At 46.6% G+C, this 13,171-nt stretch carries 10 protein-coding genes; 2 read left to right on the top strand and 8 right to left on the bottom strand.

Annotated features, from left to right (window positions below):
• Positions 1-101: 101 nt before the first annotated feature.
• A complete protein-coding gene (gene mak / locus L5M17_RS06110; protein WP_028760873.1) occupies positions 102-998 on the bottom strand; it encodes a fructokinase in 897 nt (298 codons plus the stop codon).
• Positions 999-1,417: 419 nt separating this feature from the next.
• On the opposite strand from mak, the gene L5M17_RS06105 reads away from it, so the two are divergent.
• Positions 1,418-2,983 (top strand): peptide MFS transporter, encoded by a 1,566-nt coding sequence (locus tag L5M17_RS06105; protein WP_263146012.1) that lies wholly within the window; start codon positions 1,418-1,420, stop codon positions 2,981-2,983.
• A 540-nt stretch (positions 2,984-3,523) separates the two neighbouring features.
• Positions 3,524-4,531: an LLM class flavin-dependent oxidoreductase gene (locus L5M17_RS06100; RefSeq protein ID WP_263146009.1), complete on the top strand. Its 1,008-nt coding sequence runs from the start codon at positions 3,524-3,526 to the stop codon at positions 4,529-4,531.
• A gap of 147 nt (positions 4,532-4,678) precedes the next feature.
• Here L5M17_RS06100 and gabT read toward each other — a convergent pair whose 3' ends face one another.
• From gabT to L5M17_RS06065, 7 genes are all read right to left on the bottom strand, one after another.
• Positions 4,679-5,956, bottom strand: coding sequence for a 4-aminobutyrate--2-oxoglutarate transaminase (gene gabT, locus L5M17_RS06095; RefSeq protein WP_263146007.1), 1,278 nt, complete (start codon positions 5,954-5,956; stop codon positions 4,679-4,681).
• Between the two features lie 32 nt (positions 5,957-5,988).
• Positions 5,989-7,437 (bottom strand): NADP-dependent succinate-semialdehyde dehydrogenase, encoded by a 1,449-nt coding sequence (gene gabD, locus L5M17_RS06090; RefSeq protein WP_263146005.1) that lies wholly within the window; start codon positions 7,435-7,437, stop codon positions 5,989-5,991.
• A 50-nt stretch (positions 7,438-7,487) separates the two neighbouring features.
• Positions 7,488-8,774: an NAD(P)/FAD-dependent oxidoreductase gene (locus L5M17_RS06085; protein WP_263146002.1), complete on the bottom strand. Its 1,287-nt coding sequence runs from the start codon at positions 8,772-8,774 to the stop codon at positions 7,488-7,490.
• 262 nt (positions 8,775-9,036) lie between these two features.
• Entirely contained in the window at positions 9,037-9,852 is an 816-nt protein-coding gene (locus L5M17_RS06080; RefSeq protein ID WP_105249905.1) for an ABC transporter permease subunit, read from the bottom strand.
• Positions 9,849-10,754 carry an ABC transporter permease subunit gene (locus tag L5M17_RS06075; protein ID WP_028760880.1) on the bottom strand — a complete coding sequence of 302 codons (906 nt, stop codon included), beginning with the start codon at positions 10,752-10,754 and terminating at the stop codon, positions 9,849-9,851. Before L5M17_RS06075 ends, L5M17_RS06080 begins: the two co-directional genes overlap by 4 nt.
• Entirely contained in the window at positions 10,751-11,887 is a 1,137-nt protein-coding gene (gene potA / locus L5M17_RS06070) for a polyamine ABC transporter ATP-binding protein (protein WP_028760881.1), read from the bottom strand. The genes L5M17_RS06075 and potA overlap by 4 nt, the downstream gene beginning before the upstream one ends.
• 177 nt (positions 11,888-12,064) lie before the next feature.
• Complete coding sequence (locus L5M17_RS06065; protein ID WP_028760882.1) at positions 12,065-13,165, bottom strand: polyamine ABC transporter substrate-binding protein; 1,101 nt, start codon at positions 13,163-13,165, stop codon at positions 12,065-12,067.
• Between the last annotated feature and the right edge of the window lie 6 nt (positions 13,166-13,171).

Raw genomic sequence — 13,171 nt, 5'->3', positions numbered from 1 at the left:
TGGAATGTAAAACTTTTGAATGACTAAATCAAAAAAAGGCCAAATTCAAATAAATGAATTCAGCCTTTAATATCAAACACTATTCTTGATTGAGTCTAGGATTAGCGTCCCCACAACCAAGCGGCGCCACGCACCCCCGATGAAGCACCATAATAATTTTTAACAACAGGTGTGTGGCACTCTCGGCCAACCACATAGAGCGGCAAAATTTTCGGTAATTCGGTATAAATAGCATCGATGTTAGACACGCCGCCGCCAAGGACGATAACATCAGGATCCATCATATTGATCACATGGGCCAATGAACGGGCTAAACGATCAATAAAGCGGTTAAATGCTTGAGTTGCCAGCGGATCTCCCGCTTGCATCATTTGGGCAATTTCAATACCGCTGTCAGCAACACCGCCCGCAGCGCGAAAGTCGCGAACAAAACCCGTTCCAGATATAAACGTTTCGATACAGTCTCTATTACCACAAAAACACGTCGTGGTATTAAATTCATCGGCTTTCATCCACGGTAAAGGATTATGGCCCCACTCACCACCAATACCATTGCCACCGTCATGTACTTGGCCTTTAATTGCGATACCAGCACCACATCCCGTTCCAATAATGGCACCAAATACAACGGACTTTCCTGCGGCAGCGCCATCTACCGCTTCTGATACGGCAAAACAGTTCGCATCATTAGCAATTTTTACTTTACGATTTAATCGAGTCCCCAGATCCACATCAAGTGGATGACCATTGATCCAAGTTGAATTAGCGTTTTTTACTAGGCCAGTAAAAGGAGAAACAACCCCAGGAATACCTATTCCGATAGTGGCGGTTTGCTGCAGGCTGTCTTCGACTTCAGTTACCAATGCAACCAAAGCATTGACTGTCGCAACATATTCTCTCGGTGTCGGGATGCGTTTACGAAAGACTTCGTTACCATCGCTATCTAATGCGACTACCTCGATTTTTGTGCCACCAAGATCGATACCAATTCGTAACATTCATATACTCCGTTTAAATATATTTAACGCAAAGCGGTGCATTAACAACCTGATGCATATCTGCAACTGTAGAGACGCTGCTAAGTAGAACTTTTCGTTTTAAAGTGATCTACATTAGAATTTCCAAGCGCACTATGCCTGCTGGACAAACAGCAATCAACCTCAATGTATTTAAATACACCATAGCGCATACCCGCACATGCCATTATCTGCTTATCCGATAGTACTGCGAATGTTCCTTGATTTATCCGCAGCAGAAAAACTTGGATAAAACTGTCTCCGCTTAAATCCACCTTAAAATTGATAAGGTCATTTGTAACAAAGTCTGTTTTTGCCTATGTCTGCCATTGGTTTGAATTGGTTATCGCCTTATACTTTTGAGCTCAAATATTAAAACAACAATGTTGGAAGCAAGCGATATGACTATTGGGACTGCTCCGGTAAGTAAAACACATTCATTTATGACAGTGTCTCTTATCGAATTATGGGAACGCTTTGGTTATTACGGCATGCAAGCGCTGATTGTGTACTTTATGGTGCAGCGCCTTGGCTTTGATGACTCACGTGCAAACTTAGTATGGAGTGCCTGTGCGGCACTTATTTATGTATCACCAGCGATTGGTGGCTGGGTTGGGGATAAAATTCTCGGCACCAAACGCACTATGCTGCTCGGTGCGGGGATCCTCTCTCTGGGTTATGCGCTAATGGCCGTACCCACTGAAAATACGTGGTTTATGTTTTCAGCGCTCGGCGTGATTGTGGTCGGTAACGGCCTATTCAAGCCGAATGCGGGTAACTTAGTCCGTAAAATCTATGAAGGTGACGATTCTAAAATCGACAGTGCTTTTACCATCTATTACATGGCGGTAAACGTGGGTTCGACCTTCTCTATGTTGCTCACGCCTTGGATTAAAGATTACGTTAACGCCCAATATGGCAACGAATTTGGCTGGCACGCGGCCTTTGCTGTGTGCTGTGTCGGTATATTGGTGGGGTTAGGTAACTATGCACTCATGCGTAAGAGTCTAGTCCATTACGGTTCTGAGCCAGATACTCGCCCAGTGAACAAGAAAAACCTCGCGATTGTATTGGGTCTATCCGCATTGTCGGTTGTCGCTTCAGCCATTATTCTTGAATACGAAGCTGTTGCGCGCGTCTTCGTTTATGCAGCAGGCGTAGCCGTATTGGCAATCTTCTTCCACTTGATCCGCACCAGCGAAACCAGTGAAAGAGCTGGACTGATTGCAGCACTGATCCTTACCGTGCAAACTGTGTTCTTCTTTATTTTCTATCAACAAATGTCAACGTCACTCGCGCTGTTTGCCCTGCGTAACGTGGATTGGGATTTTCAAGTTTTTGGTACCCACTTGTGGACTTGGTCACCTGCCCAGTTCCAAGCATTAAATCCATTATGGATTATGGTATTAAGTCCAGTACTCGCATGGAGCTATTCGTGGGCTGGACGCAATGATAAAGACTTTTCTATCGCGGCGAAATTTGCTCTCGGTTTTGCCGTTGTGGCGATTGGCTTCTTTATCTATGGCTTTGCGGGCCAATTTGCCGTCAATGGTAAAACCTCTTCATGGATCATGATCTGGGGCTATGCCTCTTACTCTTTAGGGGAATTGCTGGTGAGTGGTCTTGGACTTGCCATGATTGCTCGTTACGTACCTGCACGCATGGGCGGCTTTATGATGGGTGCCTATTTCGTCGCATCAGGTATTTCCCAGTATTTAGGCGGTGTGGTTGCTAACTTCGCCAGTGTACCCAAGGATTTAGTCGACCCACTGCAAACCTTACCCGTATACACAAGTCTGTTTAATAAACTAGGTATAGCCGCTGTGGTCTGTACCTTTATCGCACTTGCGGTATTACCTCTGATGCGTCGCCTGACTGAGACTCACCATTCACATAGCAATGCGGCTGATCATGATATTAATGAAAGTGCTGCAGCATCGCTACGGGATGTGAAAGCCGAGCAGTAATGCTCGACTGACAATAGCGATTTATCTATTGCATAACATTAACTGCCGATAGCCCTGCTATCGGCAGTTTTTTTATCACTTCATTCAACATCGTTTATACCCTTATATTGCTACTCATAGCCAAATGAGCTTTAGCGAAAGTCATGCAATCCCACTGTGACTGGCTTAGCGCTGAGTTGCTGAGAATAAGAACTTCAGTTCCACATTATCGGCCCTCATACAGGGATGACTTCACCGTCTCGATTTGTTACAAAGAAAGTATGAACTCGGACGCACTCGGTTTAATAGCGCTGCTCAAGTACAAACTCAAATTGACATGACTAATGAAATAACGAAGGGAAAAGAGTTAGCCGTTCAAGCTTGAGAAGCACGGAACTTAGCCCCATATCAATAACACTGAATACCTTTTATTCATCAAGACTGAGCCGTTAACGCTTTTTCTTAGCAATGAGCCTAGCTAGCAATGCAACAAACAATACGCCTAACACAGTTAGCGCCTCTTGTTGTTGCTAGCAAAAACGGCAGTCACTTGGAGACACTATGTCACAACAGACATCAATATTGGCCGATATTCCCTTCTCGCTATTGGAACTCGCGCCCATGCGCCAAGGCTCAACCGTGGGTGAAACGCTGCACAGCAGTTTGCAGTATGCCAAGGAAGCCGACAGACTCGGCTTTAATCGTTTTTGGTTTGCCGAACACCATAATATGCCCGGTATCGCTAGCGCGGCGACCTCGGTATTAATTGGCTATATTGCTGGCAATACTCAGCGTATTCGCGTCGGCGCGGGTGGGATTATGCTGCCAAACCATGCGCCTTTAGTGGTCGCCGAACAGTTCGGTACCCTTGAAAGCTTATATCCTGGTCGAATCGATTTAGGACTGGGCCGCGCGCCCGGCAGCGATCAAATTACCAGTCGAGCACTGAACCGTGATACCAGTCGCGCCGAACAATTCCCCGAAGAAGTCAGTGAATTACAAACTCTACTTGGCCCTTACAATGGTCGCCATGCGGTGCGAGCGATTCCCGGAGAAGGCACTAATGTGCCAATTTGGTTATTGGGCTCGAGTCTCTTTAGCGCACAGTTAGCGGCGCAGCGCGGTTTACCCTATGTGTTTGCGGGTCACTTTGCACCACGTTTTCTCTACGATGCGATTGAAATCTATCGCCGCGACTTTAAACCTTCTCAAGTGCTTGATAAGCCGTATGTGATGCTTGGCTTACCGTTAGTTGCCGCCGATACAGATGAAGAGGCGCAATATTTGGGCACGACCTCAAAACAGCGCGTGCTGGCACTTATCCGTGGTCACGAGTTATGGCTAAAGCCACCGGTTAACACTATGGATGGCTTATGGAGTGTGCAAGAAGAAACCTATGTCGATAATTTCTTAGGTTTATCCGTTACTGGTGGCCCAGCGACGATTAAGCATCGTTTGGAAATGATCGTAAAAGAACTCGGCGTGAATGAGTTTATTTTTACCAACGACTTGTATGACCTTGATAAACGCAAAAAAGCATTACAGATCCTAATGGAGATTAAAAAGTAGCGATTCAGTAACCGTCATAGGTACTAAAAGTCACTGGCAGTAAAAACAGCCAATTCCAAAACAATCGCCCCCAATAAAAATCCCGCCGAAGCGGGATTTTTATTGGGCAAAGCTTTTATCTAAAACTGTTTTTATATCAAAGTGATATTAGCTTTTCAGTACGGCATTAAAGCTGGCGTTAAGAATACCAAGGCCTGCATCAATTTGTGCATCCGGCGCCGTTAATGGCACCAAAATACGCAGCACATTACCGTAAGTACCGCAAGATAATAAAATCAATCCACGGTTACGAGCTTCAGCCAACACTTGCGCGCAATAGTGCGGTGCAGGTTTACCCTCTTCCATCAATTCGATGGCGATCATAGCGCCTAAACCACGCACATCGGCGATTTGTGGATGTTCGACCTGCATCACATTTAGGGCAGACTTAATGCGCTCACCAATGGCATTAGCCCTTTCTAGCAACTTTTCTTCTTCAAACACTTCAATGACAGCAAGCGCAGCGGCGCACGCTAACGGATTACCACCATAAGTACCGCCAAGACCACCGGGACCCACTGCATCCATGACTTGGGCGCGGCCGGTAATACCCGAGAGTGGAAAACCACCCGCAATAGATTTAGCAAAGGTCGTGATATCTGCAGCAACCCCCATTTGCTCCATAGCGAAGAAAGTGCCAGTACGGCCCGCGCCTGTTTGCACTTCATCGGCGATAAGCATGATGCCTTCACGGTCGCATAGTGCGCGTAAACGTTGCATAAAAGCGGGCGATGCGGCGTAGAAACCGCCCTCGCCCTGCACTGGCTCTAAAATAATGGCGGCGATATCACTCGGCTCGGCATCATTTTTAAAGATACGTTCAATCGAGGCCATAGCATCATCATCGGACACGCCATGCATTTCGCACGGGAACTCAGCGCGGAACACATTCGCCGACATCAGCCCCATACCTTTACTGTAAGGCGCGACTTTTCCGGTCAATGCCAAAGCCGCAATAGTGCGACCATGGTAGCCCGAGGTAAACGCAATCACACCAGCACGTTTGGTATAGGCACGCGCCACTTTAACTGCGTTTTCAACCGCTTCTGAACCACTAGTGAATAGTGCCGTCTTCTTGGCAAAATCCCCAGGAACCAGTTGATTGAGCTTTTCACATACTTGGATATAGCTCTCGTAGCCGAGCACCATAAAACAGGTATGGGAAAAATTATCCAGCTGAGCAGCAACCGCCGCCTTAACCTTAGGATGAAGGTGGCCCGTATTGAGCACGGCAATGCCACCCGCAAAATCGATAAACTCGCGACCTTCAACATCCCACACAGTCGCATTTTCGGCTCGGGCGGTAAAAATAGGGTGAATTTGCCCGACACCACCCGCAACTGCGGCTTGGCGACGTGCCATCAATGAATCATTGGTTGTTGTCATTTAGTCTTCCTCACTCGCCAAATCGGGCCGTATTAAACGGACATACAGATATATTTAATTTCTAGATATTCTTCGATACCGAACTTAGAGCCTTCACGGCCAAGCCCTGAAGATTTCATCCCACCAAAGGGCGCGACTTCCGTCGAAATCAAGCCAGTGTTGACCCCAACCATGCCATATTCCAAGGCTTCGGCGACTTTCCACACCAATGAAATATCGCGGCCATAGAAATAGGCGGCGAGGCCAAATTCAGTATCATTAGCTTGTTTAATCACATCGTCGACATCGCTGAATTTAAACAGCGGCGCGAGTGGACCAAAGGTTTCTTCGCGGGCAACAAGCATGCTTTTATCGACATTGGTGAGCACGGTTGGCTCGAAGAAATTACCGCCAAGATCATGAACTTTGCCGCCCGCGATCACAGAGGCGCCTTTAGCGATAGCATCGATAAGGTGACTCTGCACTTTTTCGACCGCAGCGGCATTGATCAACGGGCCCGTAGTGATGCCCTCGTTGATGCCCTCTCCAACCTTAAGCTTGCCAACAGCAGTGCTAAGTTTTAAGGCAAACTCGTCGTATACACCGTCTTGCACATAAATGCGGTTAGCGCAGACGCAGGTTTGGCCGGCATTACGATATTTAGCTATCATGGCGCCTTCGACAGCGGCATCGATATTGGCATCGTTAAATACGATAAATGGTGCATTGCCGCCAAGCTCTAGCGACAATTTTTTTAAGGTAGGCGCGCATTGCGCCATTAATTTAATACCGATATTGGTTGAGCCCGTGAAGGATAATTTACGCACTATGGGATTAGCACACATTTCATTACCAATCTGCACCGCATCACCCGTTAACACACTAAATACGCCCGCAGGAATACCGGCACGCTTAGCGAGTTCAGCCATCGCTAATGCGGTAAAGGGTGTTTGGTGCGCAGGTTTTACCACCATAGTGCAACCCGCAGCTAACGCTGGAGCGGCTTTGCGGGTGATCATCGCAGCAGGAAAGTTCCACGGCGTAATCGCGGCAGTTACACCGACAGGCTGCTTAATTACCATCAAGCGTTTATCCCCTTGATGCCCAGGAATGGTATCGCCATAAATACGCTTCGCTTCTTCGGCAAACCACTCGATAAACGAAGCGGCATAGGTTACTTCACCTTTCGCTTCTGCCAGCGGTTTACCCTGCTCAGTCGTCATGAGCAATGCTAAGTCATCACTATTTTCATTGAGTAATTCAAACCAACGCCTTAACTTAGCGCCACGCTCTTTGGCTGTGAGCGCTCGCCATGCAGGTAAAGCCGCTTCTGCCGCCTTAATCGCCATTTCAGTTTCAACTTGTCCCATATTAGGAACGTAGCCAATCACGGCATTGGTTGCGGGATTAACCACCTTTAGCGTGTCACCAGAAACGGCATCACACCATTGACCATTAATAAAAGACTGTTGACGTAGCAAACTCGGATCATTTAATTGCACAAGGATTTCCTCGTATTGTGAAGCTACCTAGCTTCTTAAAAGTGATGATGTTAGAGACCCAGTTTGTCTCTTAACGTGTAATACCAAGCTCCGATAGCACTAAAAGGGACGCGAAGTGCGTGACCGCCGGGGAAAGGATAATGTGGCAATCCAGCAAAGGCATCGAAGCGCGTGGCTTGGCCGTTGAGCATTTCGGCCAGTAACTTGCCCGCCAGATGGGTATAAGTGACACCGTGGCCACTGCAACCCTGTGAATAATAAATATTTTTACCGATACGGCCGACCTGTGGCAGACGCGATAACGTCAGGAGGAAGTTACCTGTCCAGGCATAATCGATTTTCACATCCTTTAATTGCGGGAAGGTTTTGAGCATATTCGGAATAATGATGGATTTAATGTCCGCCGGATCGCGGGCGCCATACACCACGCCGCCACCGTAAATCATCCGCTTGTCGCCAGACAGGCGGAAATAATCGAGCAGATAGTTACAGTCTTCGACGCAGTAATCCTGTGGTAATAAGCTCGCCGCCAGATCGGCACTCAATGGCTCAGTGGTAATGACTTGCGTACCGCAGGGCATAGATTTCGCCTGCAGCTCTGGCATTAACTTACCTAAATAGGCGTTACCCGCCACGACCACAAATTTGGCTTTGACGCTGCCCTGCGCCGTATGCACCACTGGGCTATCGCCCTCATCGACACTCAGCACTGCTGAGTCTTCAAAAATTTTACCGCCGAGGGATTCAACCGCGCGCGCTTCGCCTAGGGCTAAATTAAGCGGGTGAATATGGCCACCGCTTTTATCGAGTAGACCACCGACATAACGCTCAGTATTTACCACACCGCGAATACCTTTAGCATCGAGAAGTTCGAGCTGATTAACATGGCCGTGGCTTTCCCACAGTTGTTTTTGATGGCGTAGATGGCCCATTTGCTTTTCGTTCATCGCGGCAAACACGCCGCCATCTTTTAGATCGCATTGAATATTATACTTAGCAATACGATCGCGGATGATTTGCCCGCCCTCAAAGGCCATTTGGCCAAAGAGTTTACCTTGTTCTTTACCAACTGTTTTTTCAATAGTATCAATGTCACGGCTATAACTATTAACGATTTGTCCGCCATTACGGCCCGAGGCGCCCCAACCTATGCGAGCGGCTTCTAACACCACCACACTCATGCCCGATTCTAATAAATGCAGCGCGGCAGAAAGGCCTGTATAACCTGCGCCAATCACACAAACATCGGCTTCAATCGATTCCTGTAGACGCGGACGTTCAACCTTATCGTTGGCCGATGCCGCATAATATGATCCAGCGTGAGCTATGGCAGACATGTTGTTCCCTTGAATTCTAATGTTCATTATTTTAAACAGCCATCACATCCTACACCTTCATAAAACGAAACACTAGCCAGAAAAGCGCAATAATTTACATTTTGTTTGATATATCAAACACGAGATTATTTTTAGCTCAGTGATTCAATTCTGGTGATCTTGAGTAACAGGACTAGCCTGCAAAGCAAAGCGGGTGATGGGAGCGGTGACAAATATCAAGGATGGCTTTGGCAATACCAAAGCCATCCCAAAATTAAGCTAACTAGTTCATTGGTGTACGGTCGCGTTTCTCTGCCCGTCTTGCCATATACCAAGAAAGGAAAGCGATGAGTGAAACACACAGTATGATCAGCGTCGCTAAGGCATTGATCTTAGGAGAAACCCCTAAACGTACAGAAGAGAACACCACCATAGGCAAGGTCGTTGCACCAGGGCCTGAGGCAAAACTTGCGATCACTAAATCGTCTAAGGACAAACTGAATGACAACAACCAACCCGCCACCAGCGCCGGCGAAATCATAGGCACAGTGATCAAGAAGAAAGTCTTGAGCGGTGTTGCCCCTAAGTCCATTGCCGCCTCTTCGATTGACATATCAAGCTCGCGCAATCTTGAAGACACCACCACAGCCACATAGGCAGCACAAAATGTTGAGTGTGCAATCCACACTGTCATCATGCCACGCTCCCTAGGCCAGCCCAACAAATCTGCCATGTGCACAAACAGTAAAAGCAAAGACAGACCAGTGATCACTTCAGGCATTACCAGCGGTGCAGTAATCATGTTCGACAGGGTCAGTTTTGCCCATGAACGCTTAAAGCGTGTCATCACAAAGGCTGCCATAGTGCCGATAATGACTGCCATAGTTGAGCTATAAAACGCTATCCGCAGGCTGGTCCATACTGCATCTAAAATCTGTTGGTCTTGAAATAACTCGCCATACCATTTAGGTGAAAATCCGCCCCATACCGTCACTAATTTAGAGTCGTTAAAGGAATAAATCACCAGCACTAACATAGGTGCATACAAGAAAAACAAGCCAAACCAGAGCATCACTGAAGAAAAGCTTAATTTTTTCATAGGTCTTTCTCCAAACTACGCGCCTGATAGCGATGGAATAAAGTGATCGGAATAATCAATAAGCCCAGCATCACAATCGCCAGTGACGAAGCCACAGGCCAGTCGCGGTTATTGAAAAACTCTTGCCATAACACTCGACCTATCATCAAGGAATCGGGACCACCGAGTAGCTCTGGGATCACAAACTCACCCACGGCAGGAATAAACACCAGCATAGAACCAGCAATCACACCACTTTTTGACAGCGGGAAAGTAATTTTCCAGAAGGTATTCAAACGGCTTGAACCCAAGTCAGACGCAGCTTCAATCAAACTCATATCAAGTTTCACTAAGGTGGCGTACAAGGGCAGAATCATAAAGGGTAAATACGCATAGATGATGCCGATATACACGGCAATATTGGTATTGAGGATCTGTAACGGCTCAGAAATAATCCCCAACCACATCAGTGAATTATTGATAATACCAGTGTTACTTAAGATCCCCATCCAAGCGTAAACACGGATTAAAAATGAGGTCCAAGAAGGCAACATAACTAACAGCAGCAGCACGGTTTGCAACCGCGCAGGGGCACGGGCAATGGCATAGGCCATTGGGTAGCCAATAATCAAGCAGCCCAAGGTCGAAATTAACGCCATTTTCAATGAGCTGAGATAAGCCATGTAATATAGCGAATCATCGAGCAACATCAAATAGTTACCCAAATGCAGGAAGATATTTAATACATCGTCAGCATATTGGAATGTTGCTTCATAGGGCGGGATAGCAATCGCCGCCGTCGAAAAACTCAGTTTAAGGACAATCGCAAACGGTAAGGCAAAAAACAGCAGCAGCCAAGCGTAGGGAATACCTATGGTCCAGAAGCGGCCCTTAAGCCACTTTAATTTAATGGGTTTCTTCATGATCTCAACACCACGCCACTGGTGTCCTCCCAACTAATGAACACTTCGTCATCCCATGTGGCATGATCGGCGCGGCGTTCACGGTTAGTCATACTGCACTGTACGATTTGACCATTCTCTAAACGAATGTAATAGACTGAAATACCGCCTAAATAAGCGATATCATGCACGATTCCTTTTGCCCAGTTGTACTGACCTTCAGGCTGTTCACGGCTAATAATGGTCTTTTCGGGACGCACTGCTAACCAAACATTCTTATCTTCAACGTTAGTCGTGACGCCATAACCGACATAGAAAGGTTGGGCCAAATCATTGGACTTAATGATCAAATGGTCGACTTCATCTACTTCAATCGCGCCACCAAACAAATTCACAGTACCGATAAACTCGGCAATCATACGACTGTTCGGGCTTTCGTAAATATCCATTGGCGAGCCAGTTTGAGCAATCCAGCCATCACTCATGATCGAAATTCGACCAGCCATTGTCATGGCTTCTTCCTGATCGTGGGTCACCATCACACAGGTCACGCCGACACGCTCAAGGATTTCAACCACTTCTAGCTGCATTTGGGTACGCAGTTTTTTATCCAATGCGCCCATAGGCTCATCGAGCAGTAATAATTTAGGTCGTTTCGCCAATGAACGGGCCAGTGCAACACGCTGGCGCTGACCACCGGATAACTGATGCGGTTTACGCTTACCGTATTGCTCCATATGCACGAGTTTCAGCATATCTTGCACACGCTGTTCAATTTCGGCTTTAGGCAGCTTATCTTGCTTCAAACCAAATGCAATGTTTTGTGCCACTGTCATGTGGGGAAACAAAGCATAGGATTGAAACATCATATTGATGGGACGTTCGTATGGCGGTAAATCGGTGATATCTTCCCCATCAAGGAAAATACGGCCAGAGGTGGGCTTTTCAAAACCCGCCAACATGCGCAGTAGTGTTGACTTACCCGAGCCTGACCCGCCAAGTAAGGCAAAAATTTCGCCTTTATTGATAGTTAATGACACATCGTCGACAGCCCGCACGTCATCGAATAATTTGCTTACCCGCTCAATCTTGAGCAGTACTTTTTCTTGCGTCTTTGTTGTCGGTTTATTGGTGACGCTCGAGGTGATTGCCATAGTACTTCTCCACCCGAAAATGAGGCGTAGATACGCTCAAACTCTAGGTTCAACACGATTAATGAATGAAAAGTGGTTAAACAAACTGTGTCAAATCCTATACGTGGATTAACTATGCATAGGATTGGACATAGAAGTTTGCCAAGCTGGGGGCAAGCTAGGCTTGCCCCCTATCGACTATTGTCCTGATTTCACTTTGGTCCAAACACGGGTTAATACGCGCTGAATTTTCAAAGGACGAATTTCACCAATATAAAGTTTGTCTAACACTTCTTGTGGCGGATAGATCGCAGGATCGGTACGGATAGCCTCATCAACCAGAGGTTGAGCGGGATCGTTGGGGTTAGCATAGGCCACATAGTTAGAGATAGGCGCTATGACTTCTGGACGCAGAAAATAGTTAATCAGCGTGAGTGCATTATCGACGTTCGTTGAATCAGCTGGGATAGCTAACATATCGAACCACAGATTGGCACCTTCTTTTGGAATGGAGTAGCCGATCTTATTGCCATTTTTTGCTTCTTCAGCACGGGCCTTCGCCTGGAATACGTCACCGGAGAAACCGTAAGCGACACAAATGTCACCGTTTGCTAAGTCAGAAATATAACGTGAAGAATGGAAATACGTCACATAAGGACGAATTTTTTCCAGTAACTCACCCGCTTTTTCATAATCTTCAGCCTTAGTGCTGTTAGGATCTAAGCCTAAATAAATCATCGCCTGTGGCACCATGTCGTCGGCAGAGTCCAACATAGCAAAGCCACACTTAGAAATTTTTTCAGCGTATTTAGGATTGAAGATCAGTTCCATTGAGTTAAATGGCGCATCTTCCCCCACAGCGGCTTTCACTTTATCTATGTTGTAACCAATGCCATTGGTTCCCCATAAATAAGGCACGGCATATTGGTTACCCGGATCGGCTTTTTCAAGCAACTTCATCAGGGCTGGATTTAAATTTTTAAAATTAGGTAACTTAGCGCGGTCTAAAGGTTTGAAAGCACCCGCTTTGATTTGCTTAGCGAGAAAGTGGTTAGAAGGTACAACGATATCGTAGCCACTACGACCAGACAGTAATTTAGCCTCAAGCACTTCATTACTATCAAATACATCGTAAATTACCCTAATGCTCGTTTCTTTCTTGAAGTTTTCTAAGGTATCTTCCGCGATATAATCTGACCAGTTATACACGCGAACCACTTCTTCCGCTTGGGCCACTGCGCTCGCAAATACGCTCGCAGTCACCAGCGCTAATGTGGTCATCTTATTAAATAGCTTCATGCTTTC

The sequence above is a fragment of the Shewanella sp. SW24 genome (assembly GCF_025653395.1).
GTDB lineage: Bacteria > Pseudomonadota > Gammaproteobacteria > Enterobacterales > Shewanellaceae > Shewanella > Shewanella oncorhynchi.
This window is presented reverse-complemented; position numbering and strand designations above follow the sequence as displayed.